The sequence below is a fragment of the Nonomuraea ferruginea genome, assembly GCF_039540635.1.
Taxonomy (GTDB): domain Bacteria; phylum Actinomycetota; class Actinomycetes; order Streptosporangiales; family Streptosporangiaceae; genus Nonomuraea; species Nonomuraea ferruginea.
Genome location: NZ_BAABFD010000033.1, coordinates 42155 through 57773, shown reverse-complemented (window position 1 = coordinate 57773; position 15619 = coordinate 42155). Strand labels below are relative to the sequence as shown.

Below are 15619 nucleotides of genomic sequence, written 5' to 3'. Positions count from 1 at the left end.
ACATGGGTTTGTCGTCCGGGTACGGGGTGGGGTTAGCCCCACCCCCGGTCAGGTGCGCGACTTCGGCCTGGCCCTGACGTGCATGCGCTCGCCCTGCCGGCCGAAGAGGCTGAGGACCTCGACGGGCTGCTCGTCGGCGGAGCCGAACCAGTGGGGCAGCCGGGTGTCGAACTCGGCCGCCTCCCCGGCCTTCAGCACCAGGTCGCGGTCGGCCAGCACCAGGCGCAGCCGTCCGGACAGCACGTAGAGCCATTCGTAGCCCTCGTGGGTCTGCGGCTCGGGCGTGCCGCCCCGGTGCGGGATGATCATCTTGAACGCCTGCAGGGGCCCCGGCTGGCGGGTCAGCGGCAGCACGGTCATGCCGTTGAGCCGCCGTGGGGTGGGGCGGATGCGCGGGTCGCCGACCTCGGGCGCGCCCACCAGCTCCTGCAGCGGCACCTGGTAGGCCTGGGCGATGGGCAGCAGCAGCTCCAGCGTGGGCCGGCGCTGCCCCGACTCCAGGCGCGACAGCGTGCTGGTGGAGATGCCGGTGGCCTCGGCCAGCCCGGTCAGGGTCAGGCCGTGCTCGGCGCGCAGCCGCTTGAGCCGGGGGCCGACCTGGGTCAGGACGTCCTCGATCGCTTCCGTCATGGCCACTCCCGCAACGTGACTTGCCGTTCCGGCAATCCTAGACGTGGTACGAGTCGCGGAACGCGGCGGGGTCGAAGGCGCCGCCCAGCGTCACGGCGAGCCCGCGCCGCGCCACCGCCGCGAAGGCGCCGGCGTCGAGCAGCCCGGCGCCCTCCGGCAGCGCGCCCGCCAGCGGCCGCGCCGCCAGCATCTCCAGGTCGGCCACGTTGCTCCGCTCGATCACGCCGGGCTCGGCGGGCCACCCGCCGATGACCACCCCGGCCAGGTCCAGCCCGCGGTGCGCGAGCGCCTCCAGGGTGAGCGCCGTGTGGTTGAGCGTGCCGCACCCCGCCCCGGTCACGACCAGCACCTGCGCGCCCAGCAGCCTGGCCAGGTCGGCGATCGTCGCGCCGTCCTCGTCGAAGCGCACCAGCAGCCCGCCCGTGCCCTCCACGACCACCAGCCGGCTGCTCTCGGCCAGCTCCCTGATCCGCAGGGCGGCCTGCGCGAGCGACACCGGCGGCACCCCGGCCGCCCGCGCCGCCGCGGCCGGCGACAGCGGCTGCTCGAAACGGGCCAGCTCGAACGTGGTCGGCACCCCGGACAGCCTGATGACCTCGTCCAGGTCGCCGCGCTCGCCGGGCCGCACGCCGGTCTGCGCGGGCTTGACCACCGCCGCGCTCGCCCCGCGCGTGCGGGCCAGCGCCGCCAGGGCCGCGCACACCACTGTCTTGCCCACGCCCGAGCCGGTGCCGGTGACCACGATGACGCTCATCGGCCCAGCGTAGAGGGGCGCGGCTCAGGGACGGCGCAGGCGGGTGACGAACTTGTAGCGGTCGCCGCGGTAGAGCGACTGCGCCCACTCCACCGGGTTGCCGTCGGCGTCGAAGGCGTGGCGGGTGAGCAGCAGCATGGGCAGGCCCACGTCCACGCCGAGCAGCTTGGCGTCGTACGGGGTGGCCAGCACGGTCTCGATGATCTCCTCGGCGTCGGTCAGCCGCACGGTGTAGGCGTTGTGCAGCGTCTCGTACAGCGAGGAGTGCACCTCCAGCTCGCGGCGCAGGCGCGGGAAGCGCCGCGCCGACAGGTGGGTGGTGTCGACCGAGACGGGCTCGCCGTTGGCCAGCCGCAGGCGGTGGATGCGCAGCACGCGGCCGCCCGGGTTGATCGCCAGCCGCCGCGCCAGCGGCTCGTCGGCGGTGATGTAGCCCATCTCCAGGATCTTCGTGTCGGGCTCCAGCCCCGCCGTGCGCAGGTCTCCGATGTACGAGGTGAGCTGCAGCACCTGGGCCACCTTGGGCTGCGCGACGAACGTGCCCTTGCCCTGGATGCGCAGCAGCCGTCCTTCGACGACCAGCTCGGTCAGCGCCTGCCTGACCGTGGTGCGGGAGGTCTCGAAGCGCACCGCGAGAGTCCGCTCGGGGGGCAGCGCGGTGCCCGGCTGGAGCGACTTCGTGAGCTCGAGCAGGCTCCGCTTCACGTCGTAGTACTTCGGTACGCGAGGGCCTTCGTCTGTCACGCTCTCACCTTCACTTCTGCCACGGCGGTGAGGGCGTGTCGGATCACCGCGAGATCATCGGAACCCAGATCTGCCCTCACGGTCAACCGCGCGCGAGGGCAGCGCGCCGGTGCCCCGGCTCTCTGCTCCGCGCAGACCCGCTCACCTGCCCTGCCGCGCGCCCGTACGGGCAGCTCAGGCTGATGGTGAAGGATATCCACAGCCGTGGGCGGCGTGGCAACCGAGGATCGCGTCCTTCCTGTTCGCGCAGGTGCGCAGTCGTACGGGAGACGTGCCTTTCGCCTCCTGCCCCCGCCGGCGATGTGATGGTTATCACTGGCCGTCTTCTGAGCGCGTACGGCCAGGGCGCCGGTTTGGATGTTCGGCGGGAAACCACGCATGATGCAGTCGTGCCGACTCTCAGCGACCTCGTCGTCCGCCACACCGCACTCGACGGGGCGGACCTCGACTGGCTGCACTCGCTGGTCTCCGACTGGCAGCTGCTGGCGGACCTGTCGTTCGCCGACCTCATCCTGTGGGCGCCGCTGCTGGGGGAGGACGGCTGGATCGCGATCGCCCAGATGCGGCCCACCACCGGCCCCACCGTCTACCACGACGACGTCGTCGGCAGCGTCGTGGCCAGGGGCGAACGCCCGCTGATCGACACCGCCTGGAGCGAGCGGCGCATCTGCCGCGAGGGCGACCCCGACTGGTCGACGGGCGTCCCGGTGCGCGAGGAGACCATCCCGGTGCGACGGGCCGTCCCCGGCGGCGACGCCCGGTTCCTCGCCGTCATCCAGCGCTCCACCAACCTGTCGTCCGCCCGCACCCCGTCGCGGCTGGAGCTGACCTACCTGCAGAGCGCCTCCGACCTGGCGCAGATGGTGGCGGAGGGCCGCTTCCCGTTCTCCGGCGAGGAGCCCATCCTGGTGCGCTCGCCGCGCGTCGGCGACGGCCTGCTGCGGCTCGACCGGGCCGGCCGGGTCACGTACGCGTCCCCGAACGCGCTGTCGGCCTACCGGCGGCTCGGCCTGCACGCCGACCTGGTGGGCGTGGAGCTGGGCCGCGTCACCGCCACCTTGTGCTACTCCGACGAGCCGATCAACGAAGACCTGATGATCGTGGCCAGCGGGCGGGCCGCCAAGGAGACCGAGGTCGAGTCCGGCGGCACGATCGTGCAACTGCGCGCGATCCCGCTGATCGTCGGCGGCGGCCGCATCGGCGCGCTGGTGCTCATCCGCGACGTGACCGAGCTGCGGCGGCGCGAGCGCGAGCTGATGACCAAGGACGCCACCATCCGCGAGATCCACCACCGGGTCAAGAACAACCTGCAGACCGTCGCCGCCCTGCTCAGGCTGCAGGCCAGGCGGCTGCAGGTGCCGGAGGGCCGGGAGGCGCTGGAGGAGGCGGTGCGGCGGGTCGGGTCGATCGCGATCGTGCACGAGACCCTCTCGCACGCGCCGGAGGAGTTCGTCGACTTCGACGAGATCGCCGACCGCGTGATCGCGATGGCGGGGGAGGTGTCGGCGCCGGAGGCCGGCGTCACGCCGCGCCGGCTGGGGGCGTTCGGCGTGCTGCCCTCGCTCATCGCCACCCCGCTGGCCATGGCCCTGACCGAGTTGATGCAGAACGCGCTCCAGCACGGCCGGCCCGAGCGGCTGCAGGTGGTGGTGGAGTCGGGCCCTGAGCGGCTGCGCGTCGTCGTCTGGGACGACGGCAGGGGCCTGCCCGAGGGGTTCGACCTCGACAGCTCGACCAGCCTCGGGCTGCAGATCGTCCGCACGCTCGTCGAGGGGGAGCTGTCGGGCAAGCTCTCGGTCAGACCGCGCGAAGGCGGCGGCACGGAAGCGACGCTCTCCATCCCGCTGCCCGCCGGAGACCGTCAGAAAGCCTGAACGCCGCGTCCCCTGGCTATCAGGGACGCGGCGCGGTCCTGGCGGACACGGTGTCGTGCCAGGCTGGTCGGCTCGTCGCGGTTTTCAGGCGGGTTCCTGCCTTCTGCGTCGATGTCGGTCAGGCGGTCGCGCGGGCGCGGGCCCGAGCGGTGCGTCGCTTGAGCGCGCGACGCTCGTCCTCACTGAGGCCGCCCCACACACCGGCGTCCTGACCGGACTCCAGCGCCCACTTGAGGCAGGCTTCCACGGCCGAACAGGAACGGCAGACCTCTTTGGCTTCCTCGATCTGCATGAGTGCCGGTCCGGTGTTCCCGATCGGGAAGAACAGCTCGGGGTCCACGTCACGGCAGGCGGCTCGGTGTCGCCAGTCCATGCGTCCACTCCTTACTAGATGGAGCCTGCGGTCGGCTCCGGTGCGGCTACTACTTTGTGAAGAGTTTCACTAAGGCGTGCGAACAATTCCCCGGCACCTTGTGGTGGAGCCGGGGCTGCCCGCATACGGCGGAGGACCAGGGGTTTTGGCTAAAGGTCCTACGTTCCGACGTCACTATGAGCTTTTCAGCCACGGAGAGTGCACGCAAGAGGGCAACACCCAAGTTTTCCCCGTAATGGCTGTCGTATGCGTCACACCATGACCGAATGTAACCAGCTAGACCAGAACTTGTAACGCGTTCGGTGTAGCACGGAAGGTCACGGCCTCACGTTCCCCCAAATAGTCTCCGTCCAGTTGAAAGGCCACGGGACGGTCCGCGGTGAGCGTGAACTCGGCCTCGTCGTGCAGCTGCACGAGGTGTTTGCCCGACGGAAGGCTGTCACGTTGCGTGAGGATGTGGCGGATCACCGGCAGCAGGGCCATGACGCCCATCCGGCGCAGCCCGAGCAGGTCGAGCCCGGTCTCGAAGCCCGCCCACGGGGTGGGCTGGACGGGCCTGCTGCCGAGGTACGTCCACGGCGAGGTGTTGGAGACGATCGCCATGAACACGCCCCTGGCCCTGGGGATGCCGGGGCCGGTCAGCGTCATCGCCGGACGCCGCTTGTCGGTGGCGAGGTAGTGGCGCAGCGCGGTGTTCACGTAGCGGGCGGGCGTGGCCTTGCGGCCGGTGCCGCGCAGGCCCTCCACGGCCCTGATGACCTCGGCGTCGTAGCCCAGGCCCGAGCAGAAGGTGAAATAGCGGCTCTCGCCCTCCCACAGCGCCTGCCCCAGCCCCACGGTGCGCCGGCGGCCCTCGCGCAGCGCCTCCAGCACCGCGCCGGTGGCCTCCACCGGGTTGTTGGGCAGCCCGAGGGCGCGGGCGAACACGTTGGCGCTGCCGCCGGGGATGACGGCGAGCGCGGGGCGGCTCATGCTCGGGTCGTCGCCGAGCGGCTCGGGGGCGCCGTTGACCGGGTTGAGCAGGCCGTTCACGGTCTCGTTGATGGTGCCGTCGCCGCCCAGCACGACCACCATGTCGTAGCCCTTGGCACGGGCGGTGGCGGCCAGCGTGGCTGCGTGGCCGCGGTAGGCCGTCTCCTCGACGGCCAGCTCGACGGCCGCGCCGAGCGCGCGGAGCAGCACGTTGCGCGTGCGGGCGTTGGTGGTGGTGGCCTTGGGGTTGACCAGGAGCATCGCGCGCATGAGGCCAGGGTAGCCGCTGATGGATGTCCGGCTTGTCGTGAACATCCTTTTTTAAGGTGGTCGCGCAGGGAAAGTAAGGCGGCCGGGGCGGATAGGGTTCGGGTGTGGGGAAGCGTCCGTGGAGTTTGGTGATGGCAGCCGTGATCGTCGCCCTTGAGGGGCTGGTCGCGCTGGGCCTGGGAGTTTACGCCGCGGTCGGGACCGTGCTCGGCGGGGCGTCCGACCTGACGGCCGCGCTGGCCGAGGCCGCGTTCGGGGTGCTGATCGGCGCCGGGCTGCTCTGGGTGGCATGGGGCGGGCTGCTGGCCGGCCAGCGCTGGGGGAGGGCCCCCGGTGTGGTGGCCCAGATCTTCCTGTTGCCGGTCGCCGTGACGCTCATCCAGTCAGACCAGCCCGCGCTCGGGATCCCGCTGATCGCGGTCGCCCTCGCCGGGCTGGGCATGTTGCTGGCGCCTCCCACCACTCACGCGTTCTTCGGCGACGACGCCTAGTCGTCGGCCGTCAGGCCCTCGCGGAGCTGGGCGAGGGTGCGGGCGAGCAGCCGCGACACGTGCATCTGCGAGATGCCGAGCTCGGTGGCGATCTGCGACTGGGTCATGTTGCCGAAGAACCGCAGCAGCAGGATGCGCTTCTCGCGCGGCGGCAGCCGTTCGAGCAGCGGTTTGAGCGACTCGCGGTATTCGACGCCTTCGAGCGACTCGTCCACGATGCCGAGCGAGTCGGACACCGCGGGGGCGTCGTCGTCGCCGGAGTCGGGCGCGTCGAGGGAGACCGTCGAGTAGGCGTTGGCCGACTCGAGACCCTCCAGCACCTCCTCCTCGGTCATCTTCAGGAAGGCGGCCAGCTCCGCGACCGTGGGGGCGCGCCCCTCGCGCTGCGAGAGCTCGCTGATGGCCTTCGTGAGCGAGAGCTTCAGCTCCTGCAGGCGGCGCGGCACCCGGACCGCCCAGCCCTTGTCGCGGAAGTGACGCTTGATCTCGCCGACGATGGTAGGCGTCGCGTACGTGGAGAACTCGACGCCGCGGTTGAGGTCGAAGCGGTCGATGGACTTGATCAGCCCGATGGTGGCGACCTGGGTGAGGTCGTCGAGCCACTCGCCTCGGTTGCGGAAGCGGCGGGCCAGGTATTCGACCAGGGGAAGGTGGAGCTCGACCAACTCGTCCCTGATGCGTTGCCGGCGCGGCTCGTCGGGGCCCAGCTCGGACAGCTCGGCGAACAGCATGCGAGCACGGACCCGGTCGGGCACGGCGTGGTCGCTGGCGGCCATGGCTCCAGTCCTTTCCGTCACGCCGGCCTCGCCGCGCCTCGGCGCTTACGCAGGATGATCGCCATGCGATCGGCCGCGTCGGTCACCGCGTCGACGTCGTCGGCGAGGGCCGTCAGCACCATCCAGGCGAAGTCATCGCGTTTCGGTGCGGAGCTCCCGACGGTCGCCACCTCGACGCGGACCTGCATCTCCTGCCCGGTGAGCTCGAACTCGGCGGTCAGGTCGGTGCCCGGCACCGCCTCGTTGAGCAGCATGGCGCACGCCTCGTCGACCGCGATCCGCAGATCCTCGATCTCGTCCAGCGTGAAATCCAGCCGGGCGGCCAGGCCGGCTGTGGCCGTACGCAACACAGACAGGTAGGCGCTGTCGGCGGGGAGCCTGATGCTCACCACGTCGCGGATGGCGGCCTCACCTGTCGCGCGCGTCTCGGTGTCCTCGGTCACGTTCCTCCTCGCGTATACGACGCTGACTGCAACTTACCGCCAGAAGGAGCTGCTTGGCGGATTCAGACTCGCCCTCAACGGAAAAGGCTCTGCGCGGCCTGAAGGCCGCACAGAGCCTTTAGGCCGGTTTAGGCGGCCTTGGTCTCCCAGAAGATCTTGGAGATCTCGTCGATCTTGCCGAGGAGCTCCTCGCCCTTGGCGACGTCGACGGTGCCCTTGGCCCCGGCGGCGCCGGCCAGCTTGGTGGCGTCCCAGAAGAGCTGGTGGAGCTGGGGGTACTGCTCCAGGTGCGGCGGCTTGAAGTAGTCGGTCCAGAGCACCCAGAGGTGGTGCTTGACCAGCTCCGCGCGCTCCTCCTTGATGGTGATGGCACGGGCGCGGAAGACCGGGTCCTCGTTCGCCGCGTACTTTTCCATGATCGCCTTCACTGACTCCGCCTCGATCCGGGCCTGTGCCGGGTCATAGACGCCGCAGGGCAGGTCGCAGTGCGCGGAAGCGACATGCTTGGGTCGTAGCAGTCGTGCGAGCATCAGAAAGTCCTTCCTAGATGCCGAATGAGCTTGGTCCTCGTACCGACCTTACTCGTCTCCGAACCCCCGGGGAGAAAGGGGTGGCGGCCCATGAGAGTGCGTGTCGAGGGCGACTCGATGCGGCCCGCGCTGCTGCCGGGAGACTGGCTGCTGGTGTGCCGCCGGGTGCCGCCCCGGCCGGGCGACATCGTGGTGGCCCGGCTGCCCGGCGAGCCGGAGCGGCTGATCGTCAAGCGGGCCGCCTGGCACGGCGCCGACGGCTGGTGGCTGGAGAGCGACAACCAGCGCGCGAGCGGCCGCCGCGACAGCTGGGACTTCGGCGCGGTCCCCGAGCTCGTGGGCCGCGTCGTGCTGCGCTACTGGCCGCCGCGGCGGCGCGCCCGGTAGGCCGCGACGTTGGCCCTGCTGGCGCAGCGGGGCGAGCAGTAGCGGCGCGACCGGTTGGACGAGGTGTCGAGGAAGGCGCGGTCGCAGCGCGTCTCCAGGCAGCGGCCGAGCCGGTCGGCGCCCAGCTCCGCCACCACCGAGGCGAGCCCCATCACGGCGGCGGCGCCGGTGTGGCCGGCCAGGTGCAGGTGCCAGCCCCGGCCGTCGTGGTCGGTGAGCTGAGGCCGTACGGGGTAGCGCACGAGCAGGTCGTTGAGCAGGGCCACCAGCCGCTCCTCCGCGCCCGCGGCGTCGAACACGGCGGCCAGCTCGGCCCGCAGCTCCCGCAGGCCGGGCGGCGGTTCCGGGTCGTTGACGAGACGGACCGCCCACTCGGCGTAAGAGGTCAAGTCCATGCGGGAGTATTACACGAAAAGTGCTGGACGCCCGGTCGCGCGGGCGTCCAGCGGTCACTCCTCGGGGTGCAGCACGCGTTCCAGGAAGGTGCGGGTCCGCTCGTGCTGCGGATCGCCGATCACCTGGGCGGGCGGGCCGTCCTCGACGATGACGCCGCCGTCCATGAACACCACCCGGTCGGCCACCTGGCGGGCGAACCCCATCTCATGGGTGACCACGAGCATGGTCATGCCCTCCTCGGCCAGCTTGCGCATGACCGCGAGCACGTCGCCGACCAGCTCGGGGTCGAGCGCGGAGGTGGGCTCGTCGAACAGCATGAGGCCGGGGTCCATGGCCAGCGCCCTGGCGATGGCCACCCGCTGCTGCTGTCCGCCGGAGAGCTGGATGGGGAAGGAGTCGCACTTCTCGCCGACGCCGACCTTCTCCAGGTTCTCCCTGGCGATCTTCTCGGCGTCCCGCTTGCCGCGCTTCAGCACCCGCTGCTGGGCGATCATCACGTTCTGCAGCGCCGTCATGTGCGGGAACAGGTTGAACTGCTGGAACACCATGCCGATGCGGCGTCGTACCGCGTCGATGTCGGCGTCGGGGTCGTTCACCTCGACGCCGTCGACGAAGACCTTGCCCCGGGTGGGCTCCTCCAGCAGGTTGACGCAGCGCAGCAGCGTCGACTTGCCGGAGCCCGACGGCCCGATGACGCAGACGACCTGGCCGGGCTCGACGGTCATGTCGATGCCGCGCAGCACCTGGTTCTGGCCGAAGTGCTTGTGCAGGTCCCTGATCTCGATCGCGTGCGTCATCGGCTCGTCCCCTTGCGCTTCTCCAGACGTCCCGCCAGGTAGCCCAGCGGCACCGTGACGATCAGGTACGTCAGACCGGCGACCAGGATGGGCGTGGCGTTGGCGTGGGTGGACGCCATGTCGTTGCCGAACTTGGTCAGATCGACGTACTGGCCCGAAACGCCCAGGAAGAGCACCAGCGAGGAGTCCTTGAGCAGGGCCACGAACTGGTTGGTGGTCGGCGGGATGACGATCCGGATGGCCTGCGGGACCACCACGGTGAACTGGGCCCTGGTCGCCGACATGCCCAGCGACCTGGCGGCCTCCGTCTGCCCCCGGGGCACCGCCTGCAGGCCCGCCCGGAAGATCTCCGCCTGGTAGGCGGTGCCGACCAGGCCGAGGCCGAGAATGGCCTGGCCGTAGGTGCCGAAGGGCACCGCGAAACCTGGCAGCGCCAGCGGCAGGAAGACGATCATCAGGAAGACCAGCAGGGCGGGCACGCCCCGGAAGATCTCGATGTAGAGCGTCGCCAGCCACCGGTACGGGCCCACCGTGGACAGCCGCATCAGCGCCACGATCAGGCCGAACACGAAGGAGAACAGAAACCCGCCGACCGCGTACACCATCGTGTTGAGCAGCGCGACCGTGAACAGGTCGGGCAGCATCAGCTCGGCGATGTCCAGCCGCGCGAAGTTCTGGGCCAGGCTGGCCCAGTCGGCGTAAAGGGCGAGGGCGACCAAGGCGGCGACCAGGATGGCGTACTGGACGCCGCGGAAGATGCGCTGCCTCTTGCGAGGGCTGAGCCGGCGCCGGGCCGGCTCAGCCGCCTTCGGCTGGTCCGCCATGGATCAGCCCAGCTCGCCGGGCTTCTTGTCGAACCACTTCACGAAGATCTCTTCGTACCTGCCGTCCGACTTCGCCGCCGCGAGCTCCTCGTTGACGGTCTTGACCAGCACCGGGTCGGCGTCCTTCTTCATGCCGAGCCCGTACTGCTCGCCGGTGTCGAGGCTGGCGATCAGCTCGAACTTCTCCGCGATCTCCGGCTTCTTCAGCCAGGTGAGCACCACGGGGAGGTCCTGGACGATCACGTCGGCCTGGCCGGCCTGCAGAGCGAGGAGCTCCTTGGGGGAGTCGGCGTACTCGGTCGGGTCGAACCCGTTCTTCTTGACGTAGTCGAGGCCGGTGGTGCTGGCCTGGGCGCCCAGCTTGAGACCCTTGGCCTTGACGTCCTCCAGGGACGTGGCGCCGGTGCCCTTCTTGGCCAGGAGGGCCTGGGTGGCGTCGAAGTACGGGTCGGAGAACGTGATGTTCGCCTTGCGCTCCTCGGTGATGGTCATGCCGGCGGCGGCCAGGTCGCACTTGTTGGTGGCCATGGCGGCGCCGCTCTTGATCACCGCGAAGTCGATGTCGACGATCTCCTGCTCGACGCCGAGCTTCTTGGCGACGAGGTCCACGATGTCGACGTCGAAGCCGACGATCTTGTCACCTTCCTTGAACTGGAACGGCTCGTAGGGGACGTTGGTGCAGACCGTCAGCTTGCCGGGCTGCACCAGCTTGGCGCCGCCCGCCGCGTCACCGGCGTCCGCGGAGGCGCTGGCGGAGGTCGTACCGGAACCTCCCGAGTCGCTGCCGCACGCGGACAGGGTCAGGGTGGCGGTCAACGCAAGGGCGCCGGCGGCCATGCCTCGGCGCTTCATGGACCAGAGGGCCACGGGGAGGCCTCCTCGAAGTGGTATGCGGAGAAAGGTTGAGCTTTGTGCAGTTTAGAGCGGGTTTAGCTGCAGTCAGTCATCGGGCTTTTAACGATGCGTCAACGAAGCGGCGTCAGGGGGGCTACCTGATCCCGTCTCAGCATGTGTCACTATGGAGCGACGGGTGACCCCCGTACCCCTCCGAGGCATCGACGAGGGGATCCTGGCGAACCGAGGCCAGGCATCTCCGCCCGTCTGCCCAAGGTCTCTTCCGTCACAACCACTACTGGGGTCGCTGTGTCCATCACATCCGCTCACGAATCCGATCCGGCCTTCGCCCTGCACCGCGGGGGGAAGCTTGAGGTCCGCTCGACCGTTCCGGTGCGCAACGCCGACGATCTGGCGCTCGCCTACACGCCCGGCGTCGCACGCGTCTGCAGCGCCATCGCCGAGACGCCCGCGCTGGCCGACACCTATACCTGGATCTCCAACGTGGTCGCCGTCGTCAGCGACGGCACCGCCGTGCTCGGCCTGGGCGACATCGGACCCGTGGCCGCCATGCCGGTCATGGAGGGCAAGGCGCTGCTGTTCAAGGAGTTCGGCGGCGTCGACGCGGTGCCCATCTGCCTCGCCTGCACCGGCGTCGACGAGCTGGTGGAGACCGTGGTGCGGCTGGCGCCCTCGTTCGGGGGCATCAACCTCGAGGACATCAGCGCGCCGCGCTGCTTCGAGGTCGAGAGGCAGCTCCGCGAGCGGCTCGACATCCCCGTCTTCCACGACGACCAGCACGGCACGGCGATCGTGGTGCTGGCCGCGCTGCGCAACGCCGCCCGCCTGACCGGCCGCTCGCTGGGCGACCTGCGGGCCGTGGTGGCCGGGGCCGGGGCGTCCGGCGTCGCGGTCAGCCGCATCCTGCTGGAGGCCGGCATCGGCGACATCGCCGTCGCCGACTCCAAGGGCATGATCTACTCCGGCCGCGAAGGGCTCAACCCGGTCAAGGAGGCCCTGGCCCGCGACACCAACCGCGCCAAGCACACCGGATCCACCGAGGACGCGCTGGCAGGGGCGGACGTGTTCGTCGGCCTGTCCGGCTCGACCGTCGCCGAGCGGGCGGTCGCCGCCATGGCCGACGGCGCCATCGTGTTCGCGCTGTCCAACCCGACGCCCGAGGTCGAGCCCGCCGTCGCCGCCCGCCACGCGGCGGTCGTGGCCACCGGCCGCTCCGACTTCCCCAACCAGATCAACAACGTGCTGGCCTTCCCCGGCGTCTTCCGCGGCGCCCTCGACGTGCGGGCCACCACGATCACCGAGAACATGAAGGTGGCCGCCGCCGACGCGCTCGCGGGCGTGGTGGGCGACGACCTCAGCGCCGACTACGTCATCCCGAGCCCGTTCGACGAGCGGGTCGCCCCCGCGGTCACGGCCGCCGTCGCCGCGCAGGCCAGGGCCGACGGAGTCGCCCGCGCCTGATCGTCTTCTCTCCAGGCAGGAGCCCGCCGGGTCGGCAGCGAGTGAAGGATTCCTCAAACATCCTTTACCCAGCGTGCTATAACAAGAGCCCTCTGTAAGGATGCGGGCGCCGGCTCCTGCCTGGAGGAGAGCGATGAAACGCGAGCCCAATCGACTGCTGCGGCAGCTCATCGTGGAGGCGGGCTTTTCCCACAAGGGTCTGGCCAGGCGCCTCAACGATCTGGGAGCCGCGCGTGGCACCCCCGGCCTGAAGTACGACCACAGCTCCGTCCTCCGATGGATCGGTGGCCAGCGGCCGCGGGACCCGGTGCCCGGGCTCCTGACCGAGATCTTCGCACAGCGGCTGGGCAGGCCCGTCACGGCTGATGACCTGGGCATGCCCGCCGCTGCTACGCCCCTCGATCTCGGGCAGGAGTTCACGCACACGTGGCAGGAGGGGGTCGCGACCGTGACGGCGCTGTGGCGGGCCGATGTGGAGAGACGGAGGTTCCTGCTCGATTCGACGTTCGCGATCGGGGCGGGCTCCGTAGGGGCGGTGCGGTGGCTCACCTCCCCGCCGGAAGGGCGGCCCAGCGCAGCGGGCGCCCGCAGGGTGGGCAGGGCGGACATCGCCGCCATCCACGAGGTCACCCGTTCGTTCGGGGAGCTCGACAACCGGTTCGGCAGCGGGCGCGTGCGCTCGTCTGTCGTGAGATATCTGGACACCGCCGTGACGCCGCTCCTGAAGGACGGCTCGTACGGCGACAAGACCGGCCGCGAGCTGGCCGCGGCCGCCGCCGAGCTCACCAGGCTGGCCGGCTGGATGGCCTACGACCTGGAGCAGCACGGCCTCGCCCAGCGCTACCTCATCCAGGCGCTGCGCCTGGCCAGGGGCTCCGACGACCACGCCCTGGGCGGCGAGATCCTGGCGGGCATGGCACACCAGGCGATCTACATGGGCCAGCACGCGCACGCGCTCGACCTGGCGCGGGCCGCGCAGCTCTCGGCCCGTCGCGCCGGGGTGGCCACCCTGCTGGCCTCCAGCCACGTGCTGGAGGCGCACGCGCACGCCGGGCTGGGTGACGCCCGCGCCTGCGGCGGCGCGCTGCACGAGGCCGAGCGCGCGTTCGACGTCCGCAAGCCGGCCGGCGAGCCGCCCTGGCTGGGCTACTTCGACGAGGCCTACCTGTCGGCCAAGATCGCTCACTGCTTCCGCGACCTGGGGGAGGGCGAGCGCACCGTACGACAGGCGCGGCGCTCGCTCGACATGGACGGCCGCTTCGTGCGCGGCCGCATGTTCAACCTGTCGCTGCTGGCCGCCGGGCTGCTGCAGTGCGGCGAGCTGGAGGAAGCCTGCTCGGTGGCGCTCGGCGCCATGACGCTGGGGAGCGAGCTGCAGTCGGCCCGCTCCCGCACGTACATGGCCGACCTGCGCAGGCGGCTGGAGCCGTACAAGAACGAGGCCCCGGTCCGGGTGCTGAGGGAGCGGACGCGGGAGCTCGCGGGGGTCTGAAGACGAAAGAGCCCGCCGGGCGCGCCGGCGGGCTCTTCACGTTCTGACGACTACTGCAGGAGCTCGCCGTTCGGGCCGACGATCGACTTCGTCTGGGCGTAGTTCGCCTTGTTGTAGACGTCCGCCGTCTCGCCGTCGAAGTAGGCCGAGCTGATGTGGTCGACCCGGTCGTTGCCGTCGTCGTCGTAGAACACGCTGGTCACGCCGTTGACGTAGCCGGTGCGCTTGGAGTTGTTCCACTTGATGAGCCACGGGCCGCCGTCGGCGCCCGGGGTCATCGAGCACTTGAGCACCTGGTGGGTCTCCACCTTGAACATGTTCGCCTGGATGGTCTTGGTGCCCGTCTTGCCGTAGCAGTACTTCGGCGTCACGCCGGTGAACGGCTTGTCGCCGTCGGGGTGCGGGGCGGCGGGATAGCCGAAGACCATCGTCTGCTGGTTCATCGGCTGGTTCCAGGCGAAGCCCTGGCCGCCGACGACGTCACCGAGGCGGCCGGTGTCCTTGGCCAGGCCGATGACGAACCGACCCTCGAAGTACTTGCGGGACGTGCCGGGCTTCACCCAGCGCTGCACGTGGTAGCGCGTGATGGTGTAGTTGCCGACCTTGTCCTTGCCCTTGGTGCCGGGACCCTTGTAGGCCTTCCACTGGGCGTAGGTGACCGCCTCGGTCACCGGCTCGCCGTACTTGGCGCCCTGTGTGCGGCCGGCCTTGGCCTTGTTGTACGTCTCCGGGCTGACCTCGACCTTCTCCAGGACAGCGTCCGGGTGGTCGGGGCCGACCAGGTCAGGGTTCGTGTCCTTGCCCTCGGACCAGCACTCGCCGAGGTTGAGCTGGCACTTGCCGAACTCCTCGCGGGTGATCTCGCGCGGCTTGACCCACTTGTCGCCGGCCCAGGCCTTGTACTCCTTGGGCGTGACTTCCTTCTCGCCGGCCAGCGCGAAGCCGTTGTGGACGGCCACGAACGCGTAGTCGCCGTCGTAGTCGTCGTAGGTGTCGAGGTCGTAGGTCGTGAAGGCGTAGGCGCCCACGTAGACGCCGAACTTGGCGGTGCCCTGGTAGTAGCCGGGGACGAAGACCCACTTGGCGAAGACGTCCTCGCCGCTCTCGTACACGCAATGGCCGGCGGTGGCTACGAGGTTGCGGTGGCGGGACTGGATCGAGGTGGCCGAGCACCAGCGGTGCTTGCCGGCCTTGTCGACGAAGAAGACCTTGCCGATGGTCTTCGGCAGGTTGACGTTCTTGGTCTTGCCGCCCGAGCCGGTCGTCGCCGGAGCCGTGGCGCCCGGCTTGCCGTCGTCGGGAGTGGTGCCGCCCTTACGAACGATCTTGTCGACCTTCTTGGCGTCCCAGTGGTACTGGGTGGCCTTCTTGAGGGCCGCGCCGTTGGCGTCGAGCCAGAAGAAGGCGGCGCCGTAGGCGTCCTTCGCTTGGGGTGTCAGAGGGTCCTTGACCCAGTGGGGGGCGGCTTGGGCCGGTATGGCCAGAGCGGTGACGCTCAGGCTGGCGGCTGCGAGGGGGATGAGCAGGCGCTTCACGGGATGGCTCCACAC

18 protein-coding genes are annotated in these 15619 nt (G+C 70.3%); 5 read left to right on the top strand and 13 right to left on the bottom strand.

Annotated features, from left to right (window positions below; all coding sequences use genetic code 11):
* Positions 1-48: 48 nt before the first annotated feature.
* From ABD999_RS41370 to ABD999_RS41360, 3 genes are read right to left on the bottom strand one after another with little or no spacing between them, the layout of a single operon-like run.
* The gene (locus ABD999_RS41370; RefSeq protein WP_187280955.1) at positions 49-630 is read right to left on the bottom strand and encodes a helix-turn-helix domain-containing protein; all 582 of its coding nucleotides are present in this window, start codon (positions 628-630) and stop codon (positions 49-51) included.
* Positions 631-667: 37 nt separating this feature from the next.
* Positions 668-1384: a dethiobiotin synthase gene (gene bioD, locus ABD999_RS41365; RefSeq protein ID WP_148029341.1), complete on the bottom strand. Its 717-nt coding sequence runs from the start codon at positions 1382-1384 to the stop codon at positions 668-670.
* Between the two features lie 24 nt (positions 1385-1408).
* On the bottom strand, positions 1409-2128 hold the full coding sequence (locus ABD999_RS41360) for a GntR family transcriptional regulator (RefSeq protein WP_148029342.1): 720 nt from the start codon (positions 2126-2128) through the stop codon (positions 1409-1411).
* Positions 2129-2517: 389 nt separating this feature from the next.
* On the opposite strand from ABD999_RS41360, the gene ABD999_RS41355 reads away from it, so the two are divergent.
* Complete coding sequence (locus ABD999_RS41355; RefSeq protein ID WP_148029343.1) at positions 2518-4002, top strand: PAS domain-containing sensor histidine kinase; 1485 nt, start codon at positions 2518-2520, stop codon at positions 4000-4002.
* A gap of 118 nt (positions 4003-4120) precedes the next feature.
* Here ABD999_RS41355 and ABD999_RS41350 read toward each other — a convergent pair whose 3' ends face one another.
* Complete coding sequence (locus ABD999_RS41350; RefSeq protein WP_148029344.1) at positions 4121-4375, bottom strand: WhiB family transcriptional regulator; 255 nt, start codon at positions 4373-4375, stop codon at positions 4121-4123.
* Between the two features lie 276 nt (positions 4376-4651).
* Positions 4652-5617 carry a diacylglycerol/lipid kinase family protein gene (locus tag ABD999_RS41345; protein WP_148029345.1) on the bottom strand — a complete coding sequence of 322 codons (966 nt, stop codon included), beginning with the start codon at positions 5615-5617 and terminating at the stop codon, positions 4652-4654.
* A 131-nt stretch (positions 5618-5748) separates the two neighbouring features.
* Between ABD999_RS41345 and ABD999_RS41340 the strand changes: the two genes are divergently transcribed.
* Entirely contained in the window at positions 5749-6108 is a 360-nt protein-coding gene (locus ABD999_RS41340; RefSeq protein WP_246640839.1) for a hypothetical protein, read from the top strand.
* On the opposite strand, the gene ABD999_RS41335 is transcribed toward ABD999_RS41340, so the two are convergent.
* The 3 genes from ABD999_RS41335 to sodN all read right to left on the bottom strand — a co-directional run bounded on the left by ABD999_RS41335 (position 6105) and on the right by sodN (position 7857).
* Positions 6105-6884 (bottom strand): RNA polymerase sigma factor SigF, encoded by a 780-nt coding sequence (locus ABD999_RS41335; protein ID WP_187280956.1) that lies wholly within the window; start codon positions 6882-6884, stop codon positions 6105-6107. The two genes, ABD999_RS41340 and ABD999_RS41335, sit on opposite strands and share 4 nt — an antisense overlap.
* 17 nt (positions 6885-6901) lie before the next feature.
* Complete coding sequence (locus tag ABD999_RS41330; RefSeq protein WP_148029347.1) at positions 6902-7327, bottom strand: ATP-binding protein; 426 nt, start codon at positions 7325-7327, stop codon at positions 6902-6904.
* Positions 7328-7455: 128 nt separating this feature from the next.
* Complete coding sequence (sodN, locus tag ABD999_RS41325; RefSeq protein ID WP_148029348.1) at positions 7456-7857, bottom strand: superoxide dismutase, Ni; 402 nt, start codon at positions 7855-7857, stop codon at positions 7456-7458.
* A gap of 90 nt (positions 7858-7947) precedes the next feature.
* On the opposite strand from sodN, the gene ABD999_RS41320 reads away from it, so the two are divergent.
* The gene (locus ABD999_RS41320) at positions 7948-8244 is read left to right on the top strand and encodes a S24 family peptidase (RefSeq protein WP_148029349.1); all 297 of its coding nucleotides are present in this window, start codon (positions 7948-7950) and stop codon (positions 8242-8244) included.
* On the opposite strand, the gene ABD999_RS41315 is transcribed toward ABD999_RS41320, so the two are convergent.
* From ABD999_RS41315 to ABD999_RS41300, 4 genes are read right to left on the bottom strand one after another with little or no spacing between them, the layout of a single operon-like run.
* Positions 8214-8639, bottom strand: a complete 426-nt coding sequence (locus ABD999_RS41315) for a CGNR zinc finger domain-containing protein (RefSeq protein WP_148029350.1) — start codon at positions 8637-8639, stop codon at positions 8214-8216. The genes ABD999_RS41320 and ABD999_RS41315 overlap by 31 nt on opposite strands.
* A gap of 54 nt (positions 8640-8693) precedes the next feature.
* The gene (locus tag ABD999_RS41310) at positions 8694-9437 is read right to left on the bottom strand and encodes an amino acid ABC transporter ATP-binding protein (protein WP_271276584.1); all 744 of its coding nucleotides are present in this window, start codon (positions 9435-9437) and stop codon (positions 8694-8696) included.
* Positions 9434-10261 (bottom strand): amino acid ABC transporter permease, encoded by an 828-nt coding sequence (locus tag ABD999_RS41305; RefSeq protein WP_148029352.1) that lies wholly within the window; start codon positions 10259-10261, stop codon positions 9434-9436. Before ABD999_RS41305 ends, ABD999_RS41310 begins: the two co-directional genes overlap by 4 nt.
* A 3-nt stretch (positions 10262-10264) precedes the next feature.
* Complete coding sequence (locus ABD999_RS41300; protein WP_148029353.1) at positions 10265-11113, bottom strand: ABC transporter substrate-binding protein; 849 nt, start codon at positions 11111-11113, stop codon at positions 10265-10267.
* A gap of 291 nt (positions 11114-11404) precedes the next feature.
* Between ABD999_RS41300 and ABD999_RS41295 the strand changes: the two genes are divergently transcribed.
* Both ABD999_RS41295 and ABD999_RS41290 read left to right on the top strand, forming a co-directional pair.
* On the top strand, positions 11405-12577 hold the full coding sequence (locus tag ABD999_RS41295; protein ID WP_271276585.1) for an NAD(P)-dependent malic enzyme: 1173 nt from the start codon (positions 11405-11407) through the stop codon (positions 12575-12577).
* 133 nt (positions 12578-12710) lie between these two features.
* Positions 12711-14069 carry an NsdA family TPR-like regulatory protein gene (locus ABD999_RS41290; RefSeq protein WP_271276586.1) on the top strand — a complete coding sequence of 453 codons (1359 nt, stop codon included), beginning with the start codon at positions 12711-12713 and terminating at the stop codon, positions 14067-14069.
* Between the two features lie 50 nt (positions 14070-14119).
* On the opposite strand, the gene ABD999_RS41285 is transcribed toward ABD999_RS41290, so the two are convergent.
* The gene (locus tag ABD999_RS41285) at positions 14120-15604 is read right to left on the bottom strand and encodes a trypsin-like serine peptidase (RefSeq protein ID WP_271276587.1); all 1485 of its coding nucleotides are present in this window, start codon (positions 15602-15604) and stop codon (positions 14120-14122) included.
* Positions 15605-15619: the final 15 nt, after the last annotated feature.

What these genes read in the sequence shown, in the direction of transcription:
- ABD999_RS41370 (WP_187280955.1), bottom strand. Translation starts at nt 630, where the DNA reads ATGACGGAAGCGATCGAGGACGTCCTGACCCAGGTCGGCCCCCGGCTC.
- bioD (WP_148029341.1), bottom strand. Translation starts at nt 1,384, where the DNA reads ATGAGCGTCATCGTGGTCACCGGCACCGGCTCGGGCGTGGGCAAGACA.
- ABD999_RS41350 (WP_148029344.1), bottom strand. Translation starts at nt 4,375, where the DNA reads ATGGACTGGCGACACCGAGCCGCCTGCCGTGACGTGGACCCCGAGCTG.
- ABD999_RS41345 (WP_148029345.1), bottom strand. Translation starts at nt 5,617, where the DNA reads ATGCGCGCGATGCTCCTGGTCAACCCCAAGGCCACCACCACCAACGCC.
- ABD999_RS41340 (WP_246640839.1), top strand. Translation starts at nt 5,749, where the DNA reads ATGGCAGCCGTGATCGTCGCCCTTGAGGGGCTGGTCGCGCTGGGCCTG.
- ABD999_RS41335 (WP_187280956.1), bottom strand. Translation starts at nt 6,884, where the DNA reads ATGGCCGCCAGCGACCACGCCGTGCCCGACCGGGTCCGTGCTCGCATG.
- sodN (WP_148029348.1), bottom strand. Translation starts at nt 7,857, where the DNA reads ATGCTCGCACGACTGCTACGACCCAAGCATGTCGCTTCCGCGCACTGC.
- ABD999_RS41320 (WP_148029349.1), top strand. Translation starts at nt 7,948, where the DNA reads ATGAGAGTGCGTGTCGAGGGCGACTCGATGCGGCCCGCGCTGCTGCCG.
- ABD999_RS41315 (WP_148029350.1), bottom strand. Translation starts at nt 8,639, where the DNA reads ATGGACTTGACCTCTTACGCCGAGTGGGCGGTCCGTCTCGTCAACGAC.
- ABD999_RS41310 (WP_271276584.1), bottom strand. Translation starts at nt 9,437, where the DNA reads ATGACGCACGCGATCGAGATCAGGGACCTGCACAAGCACTTCGGCCAG.
- ABD999_RS41305 (WP_148029352.1), bottom strand. Translation starts at nt 10,261, where the DNA reads ATGGCGGACCAGCCGAAGGCGGCTGAGCCGGCCCGGCGCCGGCTCAGC.
- ABD999_RS41300 (WP_148029353.1), bottom strand. Translation starts at nt 11,113, where the DNA reads ATGAAGCGCCGAGGCATGGCCGCCGGCGCCCTTGCGTTGACCGCCACC.
- ABD999_RS41290 (WP_271276586.1), top strand. Translation starts at nt 12,711, where the DNA reads ATGAAACGCGAGCCCAATCGACTGCTGCGGCAGCTCATCGTGGAGGCG.